Below are 21,550 nucleotides of genomic sequence, written 5' to 3'. Positions count from 1 at the left end.
GGGTACGTACTTTATTTTAAGGTGGATAAACTTATTAACCTCATATAAAAAAAAGCTATTTACCACAGTGTGATAACTTTAAGAATTCACTGCTGCTAATTGAGGCTGATTGTTTTTGGCAATTCTTTCGGTAAGTGCTGTGTTGTAAGCTTCAAGTAACTGAATATATTTATCTTGCCAATAATTACTATCTGATGAAACGCTTGACAAAGAATCAACTACAGGTCTTGAGCGTTGGTTTATTTCAAACTGATCGCTCGTAAATAATTCCGGAAAATCTTTTGAAAAATCGTGTCGAACGATTAAACCGATTTTATAAATAACATCGTATTTAACCGTTTTATTTTGAAAATAGTTATAGATAGTTCGTCTGTTAACATTCAATTCTACAGCTAGGTCAGTAATACTGTAGCCATTCTTCCTAACGATATATTCAACAATTTGTCCGTAGTGCTTCTCCATAGTACTCATATATCCGAGCATTAGACAATTTTAAAGCCAATTAAGCTATCTTATCCGTTTAAGTTGTACACCTGTTTGCTAAATTTCCTAAAACTTAAATATATGTTTACTTGGTTACAATTTTTCTACAATACATAATTTCGTTATAAGAACAATAATTAATTATGTATCCATTAATGCTCAAAGTGTGTGAAATAAATACACCTTTTGTCCACTTTATTTGTCAATATTAGAAAAAAACAAAAACTTTCAAGTTAATCATTCCGTAAAACTGATCAATCTATTGACCAAACAAACACCCCAAAATGATTAAAAACTCTCTTAAAAGTTTAACTGCACTGGTATGTGCTGCCAGCTTACTCGCATCCTGCAAAAAAGATTCTTTTATCCATGAAAAGACCACTACCCCACCATCATCATTGGCATCTGCAAAGCTCGAAACCACATCAATTCAGCTTTCGTCAACGTTATCAGCTCCTTTTATTTTAGGTGTAAACGGCCATCCCCTTGGCGACGTTGCCTACTTAGATGTACCGGCTTCCGATCAGGTTAATATGATCAAAAAGATGGGCATGGGTATTTACCGCATTAACATCCTGTCTACAAGTGACGGTACATGCACAGTCCCAAAAGTTTTGCAACCGCTGTTAGATGCGGCAGCAGCAAACAAAATAACGTTGCTTCCGATGCTTACGCCCAGGACACTTAGCTACAATGATTCTGAAATGGATGCCTACCAAAAAGGAAAAACACTTGGCGGAAACTTTGCAGCCAAATACGCATCTGTATTTAAGTTTTATGATATGGGGAACGATATAGATTTGGCAACACTTTTAGCGGGCAAGGATGGCCGTGTTACGGAAGATTACAATTTAAGCAAATTGCGTATAGCGGCTGCTTACCTTAAAGGCATGAGCGAAGGCATACACGCCAACGACCCTGATGCACAAACCATGATATCGGCCGGTTGGGTTCACTGGGGCTTTATCAAGTTCTGCGAAACCAATGGGGTGAAATTTGATGTACTGGCCTACCACTGGTATTCGGATATGGAGGCAGCTATTGTTAGAGCAAAATCCTTAAATATTACCGATATAACCCTTACGCTGAATAAATTATTTCCAGATAAGCCGATATGGATTACAGAAACCAATTTCAGGGCAGATAATCTAAGCACACTGGAATCAGACCAAAATACTTTCTTGACAAGTTTCATTACAAAGTGCAAAGCCAACCCAACCGTTAAAGCGGTACTGGTGTACGAGTTGTTTGATGAGCCCTATAAAAACGGCGCAGAAAAAAACTACGGGATAGCTAAATGGGTTACACCCTATCTTAAATGGATAAACAAAATGGTAGCCAATACTTTTGAAAAATTACAGGTCATAGGCTCAAACCCTGAGATAAGTAAACCCTCAGCGGCACCCGGTGTAATCGATTTGCTTGCAAATGTAGTTGGGTATACCACTGCTAAACCAATAACCGCTAAAATGACCGTGGGTAGCACTTACTATACCGACAGGGTTTATCAAATAACATCAATGCCAGCCTATTTAAATAACGCATCATTAATTAAAACCGCGAATGATGACAAGCTAAGTAAGTTAAGTACTTTGGTATCCTTCAAACTTAACAGGCCTGCCACTATTTACGTAGCTTACGACCCTCGTGCCAACAGGCTACCAGCATGGTTACAAATTTTCACCAAAACAGCCGAAAACCTGGCCGTAAACGACCCGAAGCTTGCCACCATGAATATCTATAAAAAGGATTACGAAGCTGGCTCCTATTCTTTAGGCGGTAATCTTTCAGATTCGGCCACCGGTGCACTTTGTCAGTATGTTTTAATGGTAAACGAAAAGTAAGCAATAAGAATTATATGACAACCGAACTGAATTCGTAAAGCTCGAATGCAATTCGGTTATTTTAAAACAATACCTATTTCACAATAAGCTTGTAAAACAATAAGGCCCCAAGTATGTACCCGGTGCCTACATGGGTGGTAAAGTCAATAGTACTTTTTATAGGTCTATACTAAACTAGTAGTTGCGATAGCCAAACAAAAAAAACCCTTCGGAAAAATCCGAAGAGTTTATCTATTGACTAAAGAACACCCCTGCTCTTTAGCACATACAAACTTAACACTAATTTAATTAGTTAAGCAAATTCATTTTTTTTGTTTTTACTTGATGTTTTTCCATGGTTGCTTTGGCGTACGTTTACGCTTTATCTTTTTTAATAAAACTTGCTAAAAAACATCGTTTTATCGCATAAACAACATTTTAGAATTTGAACAAAAAGCTAATGTTATTGCTTCCCCCTGAATGCAGAAATGATCCAAAGGATAATGCCGATGACTACGATAACGGCTATAATGCCAACTGCTGCGCCGGCCTTAAAAATACCGCCGATAACGGAACAGCTGCTGAGGGCGCACATGGCCACAAAGAATAATAATAGTGGTAATTTTTTCATGGTAGGTTATGATGAATTTTTTATTCACCATACCATACAAGAACCGCACCTAAATTAGCAGGCGGGTATTTAGCTTAGCTTTCATCTATATTGCCGGCTTCTTTAGGTAAAAACCGTACAGCAATCAGTACAATAAACAAGCTCGCAGCAAACAATGGTACAACTGTTTCGAGGATCGACAGTAAATTCATCTCAAAAAAATTAGCAGGCGCAAAGCACCGTAAAAAATTCATTTAGGCTTATAGATCGCCCCGGCTCAAGTAAAGATGTTTTTCTCAGATAGGAAATCTAATTTAAAGAATATAGATTGATATTAAAAAGGATTTATGAAAAAAAGATGAAAATTATGTTAAATATAAGTTCTAAGGAATAAAAAAAACTATTAATTAATGCAAACCATACACTTAATTCTATTTATGTGCTAAGGCATTACGGCTTGCTGCCTAAAACCATGTAAATTAGCCGGCTATAAATTATATGCATTTACTAGTATCCCTAAACAACGTCGGCGTAAAATTCAACGCGGCACAGGTAATCAACAGTTTAAGCTTTAATGTAAATCAGGGGGGGCATTGGGCCATAACCGGTAAAAGTGGCTCGGGCAAAAGCGTGCTACTACAGGTAATAGCCGGCAACCAAAGCATCAGCAGCGGAAAAATCGTTTATGCATTTACCGATGGTGACAACGTTCCGGCTGTAGATCATCACCCTTATATTGCATTTGCCGGCGCGCGCCATCATTTCAAAAATCTATCCAACACCAGTAACCTGTATTATCAGCAACGCTATAATTCGTCCGATTCGGAAGATGCACTTACGGCCCAACAATACCTGGGCACCATAAAAACCAATACGCACCAACCCGCATACTGGACGTTCGAAAAAACTATACAGGCGCTAAACCTGCAGCACCTGCGCGATAAGCAGGTGATCAAACTATCTAACGGCGAAACTAAACGCCTGATGATTGCTGCCGCCCTGCTTAAAAACCCCACACTATTACTGTTGGATAATCCGCTTACCGGGCTTGATGTGGAAACCCGCCAATACTTTAACCAGCTATTGCAGGAGGTTAGCGCATCGGGCATTACGCTGGTGATGGCCACCTCGGCACATGAGATACCCGATGTGATTGAAAACGTTGCGGTTTTGGCCGATGGTAGCATCAGCCAAAGCTTAAGCAAAGCCGAGTTCCTGGCAAACCTGGCCGCGCAGCCCAACAGACCCAATATAGATACCGCTGCTCTGGCTGCACTCATCCACACCAATTCGCCGCCCAATACTTACACCGAAATTGTACGCATGCGCGATGTCGTAATTCGGTATGGCGATAGAACTATCCTTAACCACATTGACTGGCACATTGCCCCGGGCGCCAGATGGGCCCTGCTGGGCGCCAACGGCGCAGGTAAAAGCACGCTGCTTAGCCTCATCAACGGCGATAACCCGCAGGCCTATGCGAATGATATCGTTTTGTTCGACCGTAAACGCGGCAGCGGCGAAAGCATCTGGGATATCAAAAACAAAATAGGTTTCGTATCGCCCGAGCTGTACCAGTACTTTCCTACTGATAATTCCTGCCTGCAGGTGATAGAATCGGGCTTTTACGATACTTTGGGATTATTCCGCCCGAGCAGCCCGGCAAAGGCCGCTTTGGCCTTAAGCTGGATGAAGGCTTTGGAAATAGATCAATACGCCCGGGTGCTGCTTAAAAACATCCCTGCCAGCGCACAGCGTTTGTGCTTATTAGCAAGGGCGCTCATTAAAAACCCCGCCCTATTAATATTCGATGAACCCTGCCAGGGTTTGGACGACCATCAACAACTCCATTTTAAAATGGTTGTGGATACCATTTGCAGCATCAGCCCGGTTACCCTCATTTACGTAACCCATTACCAGCACGAGATACCCGATAGTGTGGATAGGGTTTTAAGGCTGGATAAGGGGGAAGTAGTTCACAGTTAGCGGTGGGCAGTTATATAGCGATTGTCCCGGATGGAAAAAAACATCATTAACACAAATGCAATTGATGACGGCCATAGCCTCACAGCATTTATGTTAAAAAATTGTTCTATGGGTAAATACTTGCTTTGGGCATCAACGTGTGATACATTACCGCATATAAAATATGGCGTTTTAGCTTCTTTTATAGGCTTGGGCACCAGAAAATATACCTTATTTTTGAAAGGAGCAAACGTCACGTTAGTTTTGAACCCGATATCCATCAGATTAATAAAATCCTGATAGTTGGCCTCATCTGTTAAAGTAATGGTTACTCCCGAATCATAATTATTCCTCTTGATAAGTTCATTGCACAACGCCGTTAACTTAAATAAAGTGACCTTATTTTGTTTTGCGTCGCCCGTTATTAGAAGATTTGTGCTGTGTGCTTCGAAATTTTTTACATTAAATTTTACCCGTGAAAAAAAATCGTCATCGGCAAAAGCAATATCAATACCCGACATTCTGCTAAGGTTGCTTTGATACGCAAAATAACCATAGCACATCAACGGCAAAAGTACCAGGCTGATTAATCCGGGGAAGTAAAATCTGGCAATTGGTTTTCGTTTCATTGGTTATAGGTTAACCAGATTTATGTATAAATCAGTTCTTTGTTAAGCCGATACAACCTTTATGCTTTTTCGATTACAAGCACAAGTTCCTGCGAATGGAGAAGTAATGGCCTCTACTTATTCCCCCTCATGTATCCACAGATACTTATGTCCATCCCAACAAAGCGTACCGCCTGTATTCGGTGCGCCGTCCATCCAATTCCAAATAGAAATCCCGGGATGGCGTATTCGAACTTTCTTTGAGCCTTCAATATCGCCATTGGCGAAAATGGTTTCATGCACAAATTTGTCCTTGTTTATCTTCCATCCGTGCATCCATTTAAGGTCGTCGTAGTCTTCAAAACCGGGTTTTCCAAATTTGATGCCTGCCCCAAAAACATATGCCTTCTTTCCATTCCGATGGATTAGTAATATCCCTTTTTTCAATGTCTTTTTGTGTATCACCAAGGCAACAATATCTTTACTGCCGTCGCCATCAAAGTCTGCCTATAAAAACGCGGGCTTTATAAATGCCTCCAACCGGAATTCCACATCTAACTTTTGTTGCTTAAAACTATCCGTAAACCAACTTGGCAATGTTTGAGCTCGTATAGTGAAGGAGTAAAAAACAACAAGTGAAGAAATGATAAGCGTTCTGTTCATGAAATTACGGTTTAGACTGAACAAATTTATCCAATGCAAATCAAAAATCACTGTAATCCTTAAATCAAAAAAATCAGCGGTTCAGATATTTCCCCTCCTACCACGTATATTTGTATATGAATACAGCCGATCTGTTGCAGCGCGCTTTAGCTTTCGATTTTTTGAGCCTGGAAGAAGGGGTTTATCTTTACAACAACGCCTCAACCGCCGATTTGATGTACACCGCTAACGAGCTGCGCAAGATACAGGTGCCCCATGGCAAAGTTACCTGGCAGATAGACCGTAACGTAAACACCACCAATGTTTGCATTGCCAACTGCAAGTTCTGTAATTTCTTCCGCCGCCCCGGCCACGATGATGCTTACATTACTGATATAGAGACCTACAAAAAGAAAATAGAAGAGACCTTCCGCTATGGCGGCGACCAGCTTTTACTGCAAGGCGGCCACCACCCTGATCTGGGTCTTCAATTTTATACCGATCTGTTTCGCGAACTGAAACAGCTTTACCCTAAGCTGAAACTGCATTCTTTAGGGCCGCCGGAGATTGCGCACGTAGCTAAGCTGGAAGGCATGAGCCATTACGATGTGCTGAAAGCTATGAAGGAATCAGGATTGGATTCCCTGCCTGGCGCAGGAGCCGAGATACTGAACGACCGCGTACGCCGCCTCATCTCCAAAGGCAAATGCGGTGGTAAAGAATGGTTAGATGTAATGCGTGCAGCCCATCAGTTGAATTTGCCAAGTTCGGCCACCATGATGTTCGGCCATATAGAAACGATAGAAGAGCGATTTGAGCATTTGGTGTGGATACGCGAAGTACAAGCCGAAAAGCCAGAAGGCCATTACGGTTTTGTGGCCTTTATCCCATGGCCTTTTCAGGATGATGGTACACTGCTGCGTAAAGTGCGCGGCATCACCAACAACGTAACCGGCGATGAGTACATCCGCATGATCGCTTTAAGCCGCATTATGCTGCCCAATATCAAAAACATACAAGCCAGCTGGTTAACGGTGGGCAAGCAGGTTGCACAGCTTTGCCTGCACGCCGGTGCTAATGATTTCGGCTCTATCATGATAGAAGAAAACGTGGTATCTGCCGCAGGCGCACCGCATCGCTTTACCGCAAAGGGGATACAGGATTCTATCAAGGAAGCCGGTTTCGAACCGCAGCTGCGCACCCAAAAATACGAGTGGCGCGATGTACCGGTAGAGATTGAGGAGCAGGTGATAAATTATTAGGCGCTGCTGGTGTGAGGCCTTCACCAAAACATCATTGCGAGGCACGAAGCAATCTCCCGATGAGCAGAGCGACTTGAATAGTGGCTCGTCTTGCGTAGAGATTGCTTCGTTCCATATAATGACGTGGTTTTAAGTTATTGATTATCAGTATACATCGTTACACGTCATAACCTTTTTTTTCAGGGTTACCCCCTGATGGATACTCGCAATGACGATGGGGAGAGTAAGTTGGCATCAGAAAACAAATCCCGCCCCTCTCCTGTTACCCTTACATGAAAAGCCACCTCCTCAACATCACCAAAGACGACGAAACTTTCCAATTCGAGATATACGATTATCCGCATTACGAGCATCACGCCTGTAAATTCGATGTGTTCCAAAACGGTGTATTTGTAGCCGGCTTCAACCCCGACGACAATCACATCCTTCAAATTTGTAAGGACAGCGGTGCGGTTGATCCGCAGGTTTTAGATATCGTAGCCGAAGAAATAGAGGCACATCACTGGGTTTGATTTGAATGTCGAACAACGAATGTCCAAAATCGAATGATGAAGTAAAAAAAGTAAGTATTGTAAAAAACTTCGTTATTCGGCATTCGAAATTCATCATTCGATATTATACCCTTTTTACTTTCTTACTCCCCAACTTTCTGACTTCCCTGCTTCCCCCCTTCCTAACTTTTTCTTACTTTCGGAGTTCCCAATATTCGGACTTTCGGACTTAAAAAATTGCATGGAAGATATCGCGCAGCACATCGAAGCACTCATTTTCGCATCTGAACAGGGTATCCGTATGGAAGAAATTTTATACTGCCTGCAGGCTGCGTTCGAGCACGATTTTAATGCCGACGAGATCAACGGACACATTGATGCTATCCGCGCGAAATATGGCGAAAGCCAGTATGCGATCGAAGTGGTAAAAATTAACAACGGCTATCAGTTCCTCACCAAAAAGAAATTTCACCCGGTTATCAGCCTGCTGCAACTGCAGCGTTCTAAAAAGAAGCTGAGCCAGGCCGCTTTAGAAACCCTCGCCATTATTGCCTACAAACAGCCCGTTACCAAGTTAGATGTAGAGCAGATACGCGGTGTAAACTGTGATTATTCCATACAAAAACTGCTGGAAAAAGAGTTAATTGCCATCACCGGCAAAGCCGAAAGCGTTGGGAAACCCATCTTATATGGCACCAGCAGCCTCTTCATGGACTATTTTGGCATCAACAACATCACCGAACTACCACAGCTAAAGGAATTTACGGAGAGCAGCAGCACTATAGGCGAGGCTACAGAATAAATTCAAAAGATATTTTTATTGAAAATGATTTTAATTATTTTTACTGTTACAAACGGCTAACTAAACAGCCCAACCTTTAAACTAAAACAATTAGGTTAACCGAATAAGTTTTAACAAATAAACATTTATTAAAATGGCAACTCCAAAAAAACCTGTTACTAAGAAAGTAGTCGACGATGAAGATGATGACCTTGATGAGGATGTAAAACCCGGCAAAAAAGTAGCGGATGACGATGATGATTTCGATGAAGACGTGCCCCTTGACGACCTGGGCGGATTTGATTCTTTTGACCCTTATGATGACGAAGACGACGACTAATACAGGTTTTTAAAACATATTGCAAAGCACCCAGTGGCCCACTGGGTGCTTTTTTTTATAAAAGGGCCGTTTGTTATAGCTGATGAAGACAACCGAAGTTAACAGCAAAGCCGATAAAAAAGCATTCCTGGATGTAGCGCGCATTATTTATAAGAACGACCCCAACTGGGTTTGCCCTTTAGATAATGATATCGAAGCCGTTTTCAATCCCTCCAAAAATAACTTCCATAGCCATGGGCAGGCAACGCGCTGGATATTAAGGGATGATAACGGCACTTTGATTGGCCGTGTTGCCGCGTTCATTAACGAGAAAAAAGCTTACAACTACGAGCAGCCCACCGGCGGTATGGGTTTTTTTGAATGCGTAAACAATAAGGGGGCTGCCACCCTCCTATTTGATACCGTGAAAACCTGGCTGCAGGATAAAGGTATGCAGGCTATGGACGGCCCCATCAACTTTGGGGAGAACGATAACTTTTGGGGATTGCTGGTAGAGGGCTTTACGCCGCCTTCTTATGGCATGAACTACCACCCGCCCTATTACCGCGCTTTTTTTGAGGAATATGGCTTTGTTACCCAACACGCGCAGATAACCAACCATTTAGATGTACATACGCCCTTTTCAGAACGATTTACCAAAATTGCCAACTGGGTGATCAGGAAACCGGGATACAGCTTTGCGCACCTTAAAGCAGGAGAAATAGATAGTTTCGCCGCCGATTTTTTGGAGATATACAACGATGGCTGGCAGGATTTTGAAAACTTTGTGCCAATAGACCGCGCCACAATTATCGAGAGCTTCGGCAAGATGAAAGCAATAATGGACGAGAAGCTGATATGGTTTGCCTATGTAAACAACGAGCCGGCATCGTTCATTGTGATACTGCCAGATGCCAACCAAATGATAAAACCGCTCAATGGCAAACTAAACCTGTTAGGCAAACTGATTTTTGCGTATCGCCGCTGGCGGGGCGTATCGCGTATGCGGGCCATTGTAATGGGTACCAAGCAGAAGTTCCAAAACCACGGACTCGAGTCTGCATTGTTCATCAAGCTGAAAGAGTATGTACTGCCTTTAAAGCAATACGACGAATTGGAACTCTCCTGGGTGGGCGATTTTAATGAGAAAATGCTATCCATCCATGCGGCTGTGGGTGCCACATTTGGCAAAAAGCATTTAACAATGCGCTGCAAGTTTTAAGGCCCGGAACGAGCATTCCGGACCTTAATATGTTTTAAGCCGTAACTTTTTTGTGTCTTAATTCTTCAAAAAGCTCGATCACTTTTTTCTGTAGATCAATCACCTCAGTTTCGCGGTCCATCAGTTTTTTGTTTACGCTCTCCAGTTCTGATGCAATTTTCTGGTCGTGCTCAGTTTCGTTATAAGTAAGCAAAGTTACTACCGACATCTCGAACAAAGCAGCAATCTGCTCCAAACGGGATAGGTTGATATCGGTAATTCCGGTTTCAATTTTAGAGAATGCGGGGATAGAAATATCTAATCGCTTAGCTACTTCTTCCTGGCTCCAGCCTTTTTGGTGGCGCAACAACCGGATTTTTTTTCCAAGAGTCTTCATATAGGGTTAATTAGGATAGGGTTTCTCAATAGTTAATAAAGTTACGAAACATTTGAATAATAAACTAATTACTAATATTATTTATAATAAATATTTGTTAACTCGTTCAAATTAATTGGGGGCTGCAACACGCTTTTTACAATTAACGAGCACGGTGTGTTTTCATACATGGCCCGCAACTATAAAACCATCGTTTAAGCTGTTAAATGTATGCAATTCTATGCACTTTTTCAAATCGGCAAGGCAAAATTGTAACACATACTACAATGAATTTACTTTAACAACAATACCGGCACTGAGGAACTGGTGCCGGGATGCATTCTTTGTTGGATAATAGCCCATCATTAGCCAGAATCACCAGACGTTCCGACGGAACGTAAAACCGGCATCTTTCATTCTACCAACCAGATGTTCCCATGGAACGAATTTGCTTTCTTCATCCCATAGGGATGCCTGGTTGGTAGAAAAACGCAATAATCCGACGACTTTCCATCAGAACGTATGTTGATAGTCGGCCCTGTTGATTCATGGGCTATTATTCCGCCTTTATTGGTGTCTATGGTAAAAGAGCAAATGCGCTTTTGGGCGGTGCCTGCGGCCCTGCCTACCGGCCGGGCTATGCAGGGCTGCGCTGCGCTCCGGCCCAGCCTACCGGCAGGCAGGCCCGTTTCCTGCGCCCAAACCCGTTTCCTGCGCCCAAACCCTTACTATCCCTACCGCGAACGCGGGTAATTAAAAAATTACCTAACCTGTGTTTTGCGAGTAATTAGGCACGAGCAGTTGGTGCCCTTGTTGCGCCTTTGTTGATGTTGTCACCAACAAACACCAAGTTCTTAGAAATAATTGGTGATGCCCCCCGCCAACGGCAAAAAGTTGTTGGTGACAACACCAACAACGGCGGAAAAAAGCTACCCCCCCCGCGACAGCAAAAGTTTTCCTGAAATTAGCAATCGAGATCTTATAGTTTTCTGGAAACTCAGCCGAACGCTATTCATCTTGCATTGGATGTTTGTGGATGTAATTTGATCTATGCATGAACACAGTCGGTGCCTATGGGTCGATACTTAAAAAGCTTCTGTTTTGTCCCTTTTTTCTTCAATATTCCCACTATCGCCACAAACTATTTGCTACTTCTATATTTGGCCCCCTTTTTGTAATATTTAATTTGTGAAACTATAGATTAAATCACATACGCCCATTGGTAAACAACAGCTAATCATTTTTATGAAAAAATTAAAACTTAACGTTATTCTCAGTACTACATTAATTTTGGGGGTAGTTACCTTATTGTCGTCTTGTTCAAAATCAATCACGTTCCAAAAGTCGGTGGTTGTGCCTTCGGCAGTAGGCACTGTAAAAATAGGGAAAGACGACAACGGCAACCGACAGGTTACGATTAAGGTTGAGAACTTAGTAGCCCCATCCAGATTAACGCCCGAGCGCAAACTTTACATAGTTTGGGTGCAAACTAAAGACAATGGTACTAAAAGCCTGGGAAAACTGGTGAGCAGCGAGGCCTGGTTCTCTTCAGAACGAAACGCCAAGTTTATTTCCGTTCTCAACTATGACCCGGTTAGGTTCTTTATAACTGCGGAAAACGATGCCGATGTTACTAATCCAAGCGGCGTAACTGTAATCTCTACAAGCGATTTTTAATAGTACGTAAACTGCACAAGCTGCTACTTCAACAACAATACCGGCACCGATGAGCTGGTAGCCAGCTGCTTGGAAATGCTATCGTGAAGTATCGATTGCAGGAAACTGTAGGTGTGCGGCAGCGCAATCACCATCTGTGCATTGTGGTTAGCGGCAAAATCGAGTACGCCGCGTATTACTTCGGGCTGCGTAATGTAATGGTATTCGGGCTTTAAATCTTTCAGCATAGCATGCAGCGCGGTTTCTTCGGCCATTTGTTGGGCATCGGCATAAGCATGTTTGCCTTTAGGGTCAACATTTACTACCAGCAGCTTTATAGGGTATTTGCTCAGCAGTTTATGTAACGCTTCTGTAGGTAGATTTTCTTTCACCCGTTTAAAATCGCAGGCTACCACGGCTTTATGTATGGGCTGGTAACGATAATCGGGCTGAACCACAATAACCGGCACCGGGCAGGCCTTGGATATTTTGATAACGTGGCTGCCTATCCCCTCGTTATTTTCGCGCACGGTGCTATTGCCAATGCTGCCTAAAATAACCAGGTCGGCATGCTCGTTGGCTACGGTATCAACCACGGCGCGTAGCAGATGCGAGCGGTTTAGGCGGGTAGTTATAGTAACGCCCTCTCGCACCTCGCTTTGCAGGCGTTGTTTTAAATTATTCAAACCCTTCAGGCGGTCGGCAGCGTTTTCTTCTATTTCCTCCTCGCGCAGCATCAGCATATTGGGATCGGGCAGCAGCGTTTCATAGGATGAAATATAGTAGGCATTCATCAAAATGATGTGCGTTACATCGGTTTGTTTGCTCAGATGAGCGGCATAATCAGCGGCGTTGAAAGCGGCTTCAGAGAAGTCGATAGGAACAAGGTAAGTCTTCATATCGGTATAATTAATAACTCCAGACCATCGGGGCTAACAGTAAACAGTGTACAGATTTCGGCATCGTTGCAGGTGTATTGTCAGGCCTGCTTCATTTTTGTAACGCCTGAATTAAAGGTATTGATTTATTAGCAAACATGTATACATTTGTACTGTAATAAAAATTATTACAAATAAAGAATGAACGGACGTTTCCCTATAGCACTACACATCATGACCTTGCTTTGCAGCGCGGAAGGTGGCGTGCTATCGTCTGAATACATGGCGGGCAGCATCAATGTAAACGCGGTATTGGTACGTAAGGAACTCAGCAACCTGATCAAGCACAAACTGGTAAGCAGCCAGGCCGGTAAAAACGGCGGGTACACACTGGCACGCTCGGCTGCGCAGATAACCCTTGCACAGATATACGAAACCGTAAAGCCCGAGGCCGTTTTGGGACAGGCCAAAAACCAGCCCAACCCTGCCTGCCCTATCGGCAAGCAAATAAATCAACACATCAGCGATTTGTATATAGATATAGATAGGGCACTGATGCAAAAGCTTGGCGACACCGATTTAAAGGCATTCGTGGCCAAATTCGATTAAAAAAATTTAAGAGAAACTGTAACATATTAAATTACAATTAAACAAACCAAACAATGAAAGTAGCAGTAGTTGGCGCAACAGGCTTTGTAGGCAGCGCAGTAGTAAAAGAAGCAATAGCACGCGGGTATGAAGTAACTGCCATAGCGCGCGACAGTGCTAAAGTAGAGAAAGCCGCAGGTGTAACGGCAGTATCGGCAGATGTTTATGATGTGGATGCATTAGCCTCGGTATTATCCGGCCATGATGCAGTTGTAAACACCTTCAACGCCGGGTGGACAAACCCCAACCTGTACAACGATTTTATAAAAGGTTGCGACAGCATACAAACCGCTACTAAAAAAGCAGGTGTAAAACGTTACCTTACCGTTGGCGGTGCAGGCAGCTTGTACATTGGCGAACATCAACTGGTAGATTCTCCGCAGTTTCCGAAAGAGTATTATGCCGGCGCATCTGCAGCCCGCGATTACCTCTCCGCTCTGCGCAAAGAAGAAGAACTGGATTGGACATTCCTGAGTCCGGCCATTAACCTGCACCCCGGCGAACGTACCGGCAAGTTCCGCCTAGGTACCGAAAACCCGGTATTTGACGAGCATGGCAAAAACGATATTTCGGTTGCCGACCTGGCCGTTGCCATTTTTGATGAATTGGAAAACAACCAATTCGTAAAAAGTAGATTTACATTAGGTTATTAAAGATAACCAAAGAAAAGCACCGATTTTTACCTGATTTTCTTTGGTAATTACACTGATTTGAGGATGATTACACCGAGCAAAAAATCGGTGTAATCATTTTCCTACAATCGGTGTAATCCTATAAAATAAATTTTGCAGCTACCCAGTCTTTGTCTTTTTTATGGGTGATGTATTTGAGGTTGTACTTGCGGGCCTCATCGGTGATAATATCCAGATCGGGCGTTTCGTAAAAACCGCTGAAGTATATCTCGCCACCTGGCTTCAATGCACGGGCGTAAGTCTCCATCTGATCGAGCAGAATATTGCGGTTAATATTGGCCAGTATGGTATCATATTGCTCATCAGGGATAGCCTCTTTGGAGCCGCATAAGGCGGTGATATTATCGATATTATTCAATGCCGAATTCTCGATAGTACTTTCATAACATACTATATCATAGTCAATTGCAGCGATTTTCGCCACCCCTAACTTTGCCGCCAAGATTGCTAAAATACCGGTACCGCAGCCCATGTCCAACACCTTTTTTCCTGCGAAATCGTTCTCCAGCATCAGCTGCATCATCATGGCGGTGGTTTGGTGGTGGCCGGTTCCGAAGGCCATCTTAGGGTCGATAACGATTTCATAGGGAAACTCGGGCTTTGGCTGATGGAACGTTGCCCTCACGAACACCTGCCCGCTAACTTCTATCGGTTCGAAGTTGCTTTCCCAAACCTCGTTCCAGTTTTTCTGCGGAATGAGGGTAATATCATAGCTGAAAGTAAACATTTCCCGATAATCAGCTAACTGATTATCAAGCATTTCCTGATTAAAATCACCAACCGGGATAAAGGCTTTAAAGCCAAGGTCAACCTCCTCAAAAGTATCGAAACCTATCTCGCCCAGTGCGCCAATCAGTAAATCCTGCTGGTAATCTTCGGTAGTAATGGTGGTAAAAAGGAGTTCGTAGTAGTCCATGGGATAGAGATCAGAGACTGAAGATTAGAGGTTAGTTAAAACATGGATTAGCAGAAAACGCTAATCCATGTTTTAACTAACCTCCAGCCTCTAACAATTAATTAAACGCTTTTACGATATCGGTAAAGTCGCGCGATTTTAGCGAGGCGCCGCCAATAAGGCCGCCGTCAATATCTGCCTGGGCAAACAGTTCGGCTGCGTTTTTTGCGTTGCAGCTCCCGCCGTATAATATGGTCGTAACATCGGCCACTTCCTGGCTGTATTTAGCCGCAAGCTCTGCGCGGATAAATGCATGTATCTCCTGTGCCTGGGCAGAAGTTGCAGTTACGCCTGTGCCTATAGCCCAAACCGGTTCGTAAGCTAAAACAATGGTACCGAATGCTTGCGCATCTAAATGGAAAACACCTTCGGCCAGTTGGTTTTTGATGATATCGAAATGGGTGTTTGCTTCGCGTTCGGCCAAGGTTTCGCCGATGCAGAAGATGGGTATTAAACCGTTCTTCAGTGCTGAATCAGTTTTTTTAGCAAGCAATTCGTTGCTCTCACCAAAATACTGACGACGCTCTGAGTGGCCCAGGATAACGTATTCTGCACCAGTAGATTTCACCTGCTTTGCAGATATTTCGCCGGTGTAAGCGCCAGCATCTGCCTGGTGAGCGTTCTGCGCGCCAATGGCAACGTTAGTATAGCCGTTTGCCAAAGCTGCCAGGCTGTGTAAATGAATAAAGGGGCTGCATACCACCACTTGCTGGTTGCCGGTTGCCTCATCCTTAACCATGTTTACCACTTCCGAAAACAAGGCCAGGCCTTCGCTGTAATCAAGGTTCATTTTCCAGTTTCCGGCTACGATTTTATTTCTCATTGTTGTTTGTTTAGTCCATGGACCATAGTCAATTGTCCATAGTATTGTTTAATGTTTAGTTTAAATAGTCAATGGATCATAGTCCATTCAGTGTTATTTATAATTTTATTTTCCAAAATCCATGGACTATCGTCCATCGACTATGGACTCTTTAAAATTCCCTGTAAGGCTTCGTCAACTCAAAAACCTCGGTTAATATAGCTTGCTCAATCTCGTCGAAGCTACGGTGTTCCCGGCGGGCAAATACACGTGCCGTGGTTTCCATCATTTTATCGTAAGCGTATTCCTCAAAGCCATTTGCGCCCCCCCAGCTAAAATCGGGTATGTGTTTTGGTGGATAGCCTGCGTCGAAAACGTTGGCGTTAACACCCACTATGGTACCTGTATTGAACATGGTGTTGATACCGCTTTTGGCGTGATCGGCCATAATGAGGCCGCAAAACTGCAGGCCGGTATCACGATAACTTTGGCTGGTATAATCCCAAAGCTTTACTTCGGAATAGTTATTCTTGAGATTGGAGTTATTGGTATCGGCCCCCAGGTTGCACCACTCGCCTATTACGGCGTTGCCCAGATAACCTTCGTGACCCTTGTTGGAATAGCCCCATACCACGGCGTTATTTACCTCTCCGCCTATACGGCAATAGGGGCCAATTGTGGTTGCGCCATATATTTTAGTGCCCATCTTCAACTGCGAATGTTCGCATATAGCAAAAGGCCCGCGAATGTTAGTACCTTCCCAAATTTCGGTATTGGCCGATAAATAAATTGGCCCGTTAAGGGTGCTAAATGTGCAGCATTCAGCAGATGCGCCTTCCTCGGCAAAAAAAGCATCACCGATAATCGTATTGGTACTGCTGAGGGTGGCACTGCTTCGGCCATCGGTAAGCAGTGCAAAGTCTTTCCTTAGCTCGTCATCATTCTTTTTGAATATATGCTCGGGGTACACAATCCGGGTTACCTCTCTGTCGTATTTCAATGCACCTGGCAAATAAACCTCCGGCAAAAAGCTTTTGGCTTCGGCCATCTTAAGGCGTACGGCAAGCAAGACATCATCAAGCGCAATGGCCTCCCCCGTCTGTAATTCGCTTATGATCGCCACCAATTCAGCATCCGGGCAAACCGAGCCGTTGATGAACAAATTATCGCTATCAGCAACCATCGGGAACTTCCCTTGCAGGTATTTTTCCGTATGGAAAGAATAATCCAGCTGAAGGTATTTGCCCCATTTTTCGGCAATGGTAAGGATACCTATGCGCAGATCGGCAACCGGGCGGGTGAATGTTAAGGGCAGCAATGTATTGCGGGCCTTATCGTCGAAAAGAATGATTGCCATGGGCCAAAAATAAAAAAAGTCCCCCGCTATGCGGGGAACTTGTAAATATTTTATTTAAAAAACACTTATTTTTTATTGTAACGGCTGCGGAACTTGTCTATACGTCCGGCAGTGTCAACCAACTTCATCTTACCTGTATAGAACGGGTGCGAAGTGTGGGAAATTTCTAATTTAATCAGCGGATACTCATTGCCATCTTCCCATTTTACGGTTTCGCGGCTATCGATGCATGATTTGGTTATGAAAGAGTAGTCGTTAGACATGTCTTTGAAAACAACTAACCTATAGTTTGATGGATGCAGATCTTTTTTCATTGCTATTAATACTTCTTATAAAAGAGGTGCAAATATAGTAATATTTATTAAAACACTAAAGCTCGATGTAAAAAATTTTCAATACGGTATTCAGAGTATTGATTAGCTGATTCCTACCGCAAATCAATACTCTGAAGCACCAGGATCTATCGGCCCGGTGGAAGGGCGTATGCGACCGTAATAATCTACAGATATACCATACGATAAAACGTTTATCCCTTTATCAAGTATCGGCGACCGGGACGATAAATTAAAATTATCTCCATAGAAATTCAGGAATTTCACCTGACTTATAGTTTTGGCGACGTAGTTATTTGATGAGGTAAGCTTAACATCGCTATCCATACGATTGATGGCATTAGCGGCCAAAGGCACTATAATTAGGTTATTAATAACGATATTCATAGCGATGGTTTCAGAGTTCATTCTGATTCCGTACATACCAGGATTTACAATTGTATTGTTAATAAACTGAAAATAAGGCCCGGGTGTAAACCGCGAATCTGCAAATATACCGTGCACACCAGGGTTTATGATGATATTATCATAAACCAAATTATCACCAAGCCCTAAAACGATAATGCCATTCCCGGGAGCATTTTTTACAAGGTTGCGGTAGCATTTACCACCTGTACCCTCTCCTATTTGTATACCGTTGTTTTGCCCACTGGCAAACGGCGATACCCCGGGCGTTTTCACAATATTTTTATACACTTCACAATTAAGAGTAGCGCTGCCTACCTGTATGCCCTCGCAACCGGTAGAGTCGGTAAGGTTGTTGTACACCTTTAAATTAGTAACATCGTGTGGCAAAACGGTTCCGCAAGAAAGCTGCCTGCCTTCGGCATAAAAGGAATTACCAATATACAAGCCTTCACCGCCGGTTTTGTGTACGTAGTTATCATGTATTTGCACATTATCCATAATAAAATACCCACGCTGGGTAGCTACATCACAACTCGGATCGGTTTTGGCCATAATGCCGGCAAAACCGCTGTTACGTACTTCCACATTAGCAATCTCGAAATCGCTGCTCAGGTCGTCCATCGTCATGCCGATATTCCCGCCGTTTACGTTAAAGCCGTATTTAACCGCAGGGTCTCCCGTACCGAGCACTTTAAAATACCGGCAATTTTGTGTTTTAAACCCGTATGATGCAGTTGTGGATGTAGATAAGGTTACTTTGCCGCCCGTGTTGGTAATAATGATAGGATTTTCGGGCGTACCTTTCAGATTTTTTAGTAACAAGGCTCCTCTTGTACCTGCCGGGATATAGATGATAGTGCCCGGCATAATGTTGGTACCGTCTACAAACCATTCGTTAGGTTTAACCGTGTAGGTATTGGTATTAGCTATCTCACCCGCTCCGTCATTTGCCAGGGCCAGTTTATTAGCACCCTTCAGCCCATTTATCTTATCGGCATTTTTTGTGCACCCCATAAAAGCTGACGCAACCAATACAATCGCCCCAAGGCGCATTAAGTAATTTTTCATTTCCATCGTAAACTAATCACGCTACCTACAAATAATGCTGATGACCGCGCGCCGCTAAATTGCTTTACTGGTTATCTGCAAATGCTATCACTTGTACGAAAGTGTGCCCATAATAGTTACTTCTAACAGTTGTCAAATTAAAAAAATAGCATGACGGAATTAACAAACCAATCGCTAAGGTTAATAGAAAGATTACCAGAATTAATATTTAAACATAAGTATAGTGCAATTTACTGTTGCTCGGTTGCGCCTATATCAAAGGTGCCTCCGGCCGGCCTCAGGGTACCGTAATAATCTGCGCTTACTCCATATGCCGTCGCATCTGCCCCGGCATTTATTAATGGCGAGGAAGATTGCAAATGGAAATCGCCCGTGCCATAGTTTACGAATTTGCAGGCAGTCACATCTGTATTAATATAGTTGTTGAGCGAAGTGAGCTTAACCGAGCTATTATTGCGCGATATGGCAACCCCGCCGCTGCGGATGATGATAACATTATTGATAACGATATTCATATGGATGACCTCCGAATTCAGCCTGATGCCATTTTGCCCCGGCGACACGATGGTATTGTTAATGAACTGAAACTGCGGCCCCGGCGTGTATCGCGAATCGGCGAAGATGCCGTGGCCTCCGGCATTAAGGATAATATTATTGTATACCAAATTATCGCCAAGGCCCAATACGATGATGCCATTGCCCGGCGCATTTTTGATAAGGTTGTTATAACATTTGCCGCCGCTGCCCTCCCCTATTTGTATGCCGTTGTTTTGGCCGCTGGCAAAGGGTGTGAGGCCCGGGTTGGTAACGGTGTTATTATAAATTTCCGCACCGGAGATGGCCGCTCCTACCTGTATGCCCTCGCAGCCGGTAGAGTCTGCCCGGTTATTGTACACTTTTAAGTTAGTAACATCGTGCGGCAAAACGGTGCCGCAAGCCACCGAAACGCCATCGGCATAAAATGAATTACCTATATAAAAACCTTCGCCGCCTGTTTTGTGTACGTAATTATCGTGTATGCTAACATTGCTCATGGTAAAATGGCCGCGCTGGGTGGCTACATCACAACTTGGGTCGGTTTTGGCCATGATGCCGGCGAAGGCAGGGTTACGTACCTCTACGTGGGCAATCTCGAAATCCGAACTGAGGTCGTCCATCGTCATGCCGATATTGCCACCGTTTACCACAAATCCATATTCAGTAGTAGCATCACCATTGCCCATTATCTTAAAATATTGGCAGTTCTGGGTTTTAAAGGCGTATGAAGCGGTGGCTGGTTCGGTAAAAGTAACTTTGCCGCCCTTGTTGATAATTATAATCGGCTTTGCGGCTGTGCCTTTAAAATTCTTAAGCAACAGCGCACCTCTTGTGCCGGCCGGTATGCAGATGGTAGAACCTGCGGGTATAGTGGTACCATCCACAAACCATTCCGAAGGCTTAACAGTGTAGGTACAGGCGATGCCAGTCTCGTCGGGCTTACCCAGTATCTGGTCAATCGTGTCGGGCGTTGAGCTTCCTGTTTCTTTCTTATCACTCTTTTTCGCACACATCATCAATGATGATAGTACTAACACAACCGCTATTGCGCGCATCAGGTGTTTTTTAAGTTTCATTGATATTTACAGCGGGCTGCAAGCAAATTGAACCACCAAGTTACAAAAATAGGTATTATGGTGGTGTTCAGTTTATGCAAATCGTGTAATATACGCTGTTTTTTTGAGATTGTTATCTGAAAGGAATTTGTTGGGAGATTTATTTGGCGCAAAGGCGCTTAAGCGCGAAGATTTTGGGGTTGGTAATTGTGCCTGATATGATAAATTATGGCAATCCCTGCGGGCCGCGCTATACGCTCATACTGCACAGGCCTTAGCCACAATGGCCGGTATCCGCTACTATCGCTATTGCTTTTTTCTGAACCGTTGATTTTAATGATTAAATAATTTCGTTGATTGTCTGAACCTTGATTTTCCTGATTATTGGATTACCTGATTCTTCTAACATGACAATCTTTAAATACTGTCAGGGTTCCGACAAATGATTTTCCTGATTACATGATTAGTTTGTCATGGCAATCTGTCTCGTCCTGAAAAAAGTTTACACTTTTTTACTTTAGTCCTAACGGTTATTTACAAATATAGATTAATCCTGAATACGCTTTACATTTGCCTTGCGGGATGAAGCGGAAGCAGGCGC

23 protein-coding genes are annotated in these 21,550 nt (G+C 43.4%); 11 read left to right on the top strand and 12 right to left on the bottom strand.

Annotation, left to right across the window (positions count from 1 at the left end; all coding sequences use genetic code 11):
* Nucleotides 1–78: 78 nt before the first annotated feature.
* Nucleotides 79–462: an HTH domain-containing protein gene (locus E2R66_RS26720; protein ID WP_133236664.1), complete on the bottom strand. Its 384-nt coding sequence runs from the start codon at nucleotides 460–462 to the stop codon at nucleotides 79–81.
* Nucleotides 463–767: 305 nt separating this feature from the next.
* Between E2R66_RS26720 and E2R66_RS26715 the strand changes: the two genes are divergently transcribed.
* Entirely contained in the window at nucleotides 768–2,327 is a 1,560-nt protein-coding gene (locus tag E2R66_RS26715) for a glycosyl hydrolase (RefSeq protein ID WP_133236666.1), read from the top strand.
* 442 nt (nucleotides 2,328–2,769) lie between these two features.
* Here E2R66_RS26715 and E2R66_RS26710 read toward each other — a convergent pair whose 3' ends face one another.
* A complete protein-coding gene (locus tag E2R66_RS26710; protein WP_133236668.1) occupies nucleotides 2,770–2,937 on the bottom strand; it encodes a phosphatidate cytidylyltransferase in 168 nt (55 codons plus the stop codon).
* Between the two features lie 477 nt (nucleotides 2,938–3,414).
* Here E2R66_RS26710 and E2R66_RS26705 point away from each other — a divergent pair, with 477 nt between their 5' ends.
* Nucleotides 3,415–4,902, top strand: a complete 1,488-nt coding sequence (locus E2R66_RS26705; RefSeq protein ID WP_133236670.1) for an ATP-binding cassette domain-containing protein — start codon at nucleotides 3,415–3,417, stop codon at nucleotides 4,900–4,902.
* On the opposite strand, the gene E2R66_RS26700 is transcribed toward E2R66_RS26705, so the two are convergent.
* Both E2R66_RS26700 and E2R66_RS26695 read right to left on the bottom strand, forming a co-directional pair.
* Nucleotides 4,899–5,402 (bottom strand): hypothetical protein, encoded by a 504-nt coding sequence (locus E2R66_RS26700; RefSeq protein WP_133236672.1) that lies wholly within the window; start codon nucleotides 5,400–5,402, stop codon nucleotides 4,899–4,901. The genes E2R66_RS26705 and E2R66_RS26700 overlap by 4 nt on opposite strands.
* Before the next feature lie 225 nt (nucleotides 5,403–5,627).
* Complete coding sequence (locus E2R66_RS26695) at nucleotides 5,628–5,936, bottom strand: hypothetical protein (RefSeq protein ID WP_133236674.1); 309 nt, start codon at nucleotides 5,934–5,936, stop codon at nucleotides 5,628–5,630.
* Nucleotides 5,937–6,268: 332 nt separating this feature from the next.
* Here E2R66_RS26695 and mqnC point away from each other — a divergent pair, with 332 nt between their 5' ends.
* The 5 genes from mqnC (at nucleotide 6,269) to E2R66_RS26670 (ending at nucleotide 10,206) form a co-directional block, all read left to right on the top strand.
* Nucleotides 6,269–7,393 carry a cyclic dehypoxanthinyl futalosine synthase gene (mqnC, locus tag E2R66_RS26690; RefSeq protein ID WP_133236676.1) on the top strand — a complete coding sequence of 375 codons (1,125 nt, stop codon included), beginning with the start codon at nucleotides 6,269–6,271 and terminating at the stop codon, nucleotides 7,391–7,393.
* Nucleotides 7,394–7,665: 272 nt separating this feature from the next.
* Nucleotides 7,666–7,905 carry a hypothetical protein gene (locus E2R66_RS26685; RefSeq protein ID WP_133236678.1) on the top strand — a complete coding sequence of 80 codons (240 nt, stop codon included), beginning with the start codon at nucleotides 7,666–7,668 and terminating at the stop codon, nucleotides 7,903–7,905.
* Between the two features lie 220 nt (nucleotides 7,906–8,125).
* Entirely contained in the window at nucleotides 8,126–8,686 is a 561-nt protein-coding gene (gene scpB / locus E2R66_RS26680) for an SMC-Scp complex subunit ScpB (protein WP_133236680.1), read from the top strand.
* 133 nt (nucleotides 8,687–8,819) lie between these two features.
* The gene (locus E2R66_RS26675) at nucleotides 8,820–9,005 is read left to right on the top strand and encodes a hypothetical protein (RefSeq protein ID WP_133236682.1); all 186 of its coding nucleotides are present in this window, start codon (nucleotides 8,820–8,822) and stop codon (nucleotides 9,003–9,005) included.
* A gap of 82 nt (nucleotides 9,006–9,087) precedes the next feature.
* The gene (locus E2R66_RS26670; RefSeq protein WP_133236684.1) at nucleotides 9,088–10,206 is read left to right on the top strand and encodes a GNAT family N-acetyltransferase; all 1,119 of its coding nucleotides are present in this window, start codon (nucleotides 9,088–9,090) and stop codon (nucleotides 10,204–10,206) included.
* A 34-nt stretch (nucleotides 10,207–10,240) separates the two neighbouring features.
* Here E2R66_RS26670 and E2R66_RS26665 read toward each other — a convergent pair whose 3' ends face one another.
* Complete coding sequence (locus E2R66_RS26665) at nucleotides 10,241–10,582, bottom strand: helix-turn-helix domain-containing protein (protein WP_133236686.1); 342 nt, start codon at nucleotides 10,580–10,582, stop codon at nucleotides 10,241–10,243.
* A 501-nt stretch (nucleotides 10,583–11,083) separates the two neighbouring features.
* Here E2R66_RS26665 and E2R66_RS28595 point away from each other — a divergent pair.
* Both E2R66_RS28595 and E2R66_RS26660 read left to right on the top strand, forming a co-directional pair.
* The gene (locus tag E2R66_RS28595; RefSeq protein ID WP_158288517.1) at nucleotides 11,084–11,314 is read left to right on the top strand and encodes a hypothetical protein; all 231 of its coding nucleotides are present in this window, start codon (nucleotides 11,084–11,086) and stop codon (nucleotides 11,312–11,314) included.
* 492 nt (nucleotides 11,315–11,806) lie between these two features.
* Nucleotides 11,807–12,238 (top strand): hypothetical protein, encoded by a 432-nt coding sequence (locus E2R66_RS26660; RefSeq protein ID WP_133236688.1) that lies wholly within the window; start codon nucleotides 11,807–11,809, stop codon nucleotides 12,236–12,238.
* A 23-nt stretch (nucleotides 12,239–12,261) separates the two neighbouring features.
* On the opposite strand, the gene E2R66_RS26655 is transcribed toward E2R66_RS26660, so the two are convergent.
* Complete coding sequence (locus tag E2R66_RS26655; RefSeq protein ID WP_133236690.1) at nucleotides 12,262–13,116, bottom strand: universal stress protein; 855 nt, start codon at nucleotides 13,114–13,116, stop codon at nucleotides 12,262–12,264.
* A gap of 180 nt (nucleotides 13,117–13,296) precedes the next feature.
* Between E2R66_RS26655 and E2R66_RS26650 the strand changes: the two genes are divergently transcribed.
* The gene (locus E2R66_RS26650) at nucleotides 13,297–13,704 is read left to right on the top strand and encodes an Rrf2 family transcriptional regulator (protein WP_133236692.1); all 408 of its coding nucleotides are present in this window, start codon (nucleotides 13,297–13,299) and stop codon (nucleotides 13,702–13,704) included.
* A gap of 53 nt (nucleotides 13,705–13,757) precedes the next feature.
* Nucleotides 13,758–14,396, top strand: coding sequence for an NAD(P)-dependent oxidoreductase (locus E2R66_RS26645; RefSeq protein WP_133236694.1), 639 nt, complete (start codon nucleotides 13,758–13,760; stop codon nucleotides 14,394–14,396).
* A 118-nt stretch (nucleotides 14,397–14,514) separates the two neighbouring features.
* On the opposite strand, the gene prmA is transcribed toward E2R66_RS26645, so the two are convergent.
* The 6 genes from prmA to E2R66_RS26615 all read right to left on the bottom strand — a co-directional run bounded on the left by prmA (nucleotide 14,515) and on the right by E2R66_RS26615 (nucleotide 20,970).
* Nucleotides 14,515–15,351, bottom strand: a complete 837-nt coding sequence (gene prmA / locus E2R66_RS26640) for a 50S ribosomal protein L11 methyltransferase (protein ID WP_133236696.1) — start codon at nucleotides 15,349–15,351, stop codon at nucleotides 14,515–14,517.
* A gap of 97 nt (nucleotides 15,352–15,448) precedes the next feature.
* Nucleotides 15,449–16,213 carry a triose-phosphate isomerase gene (gene tpiA / locus E2R66_RS26635; protein WP_133236698.1) on the bottom strand — a complete coding sequence of 255 codons (765 nt, stop codon included), beginning with the start codon at nucleotides 16,211–16,213 and terminating at the stop codon, nucleotides 15,449–15,451.
* 151 nt (nucleotides 16,214–16,364) lie between these two features.
* Entirely contained in the window at nucleotides 16,365–17,549 is a 1,185-nt protein-coding gene (locus tag E2R66_RS26630; RefSeq protein WP_133236700.1) for a GlmU family protein, read from the bottom strand.
* 65 nt (nucleotides 17,550–17,614) lie between these two features.
* Nucleotides 17,615–17,863 carry a type B 50S ribosomal protein L31 gene (locus tag E2R66_RS26625; RefSeq protein ID WP_133236702.1) on the bottom strand — a complete coding sequence of 83 codons (249 nt, stop codon included), beginning with the start codon at nucleotides 17,861–17,863 and terminating at the stop codon, nucleotides 17,615–17,617.
* Nucleotides 17,864–17,986: 123 nt separating this feature from the next.
* Complete coding sequence (locus E2R66_RS26620) at nucleotides 17,987–19,357, bottom strand: right-handed parallel beta-helix repeat-containing protein (RefSeq protein WP_158288516.1); 1,371 nt, start codon at nucleotides 19,355–19,357, stop codon at nucleotides 17,987–17,989.
* Nucleotides 19,358–19,587: 230 nt separating this feature from the next.
* The gene (locus E2R66_RS26615; protein WP_133236706.1) at nucleotides 19,588–20,970 is read right to left on the bottom strand and encodes a right-handed parallel beta-helix repeat-containing protein; all 1,383 of its coding nucleotides are present in this window, start codon (nucleotides 20,968–20,970) and stop codon (nucleotides 19,588–19,590) included.
* Nucleotides 20,971–21,550 lie beyond the last annotated feature (580 nt).

Source organism: Mucilaginibacter psychrotolerans, from assembly GCF_004519315.1.
Classification (GTDB): domain Bacteria; phylum Bacteroidota; class Bacteroidia; order Sphingobacteriales; family Sphingobacteriaceae; genus Mucilaginibacter; species Mucilaginibacter psychrotolerans.
Note: the sequence above shows the minus strand (reverse complement) of the source record. Positions and strands in the feature narration are given on the sequence as shown.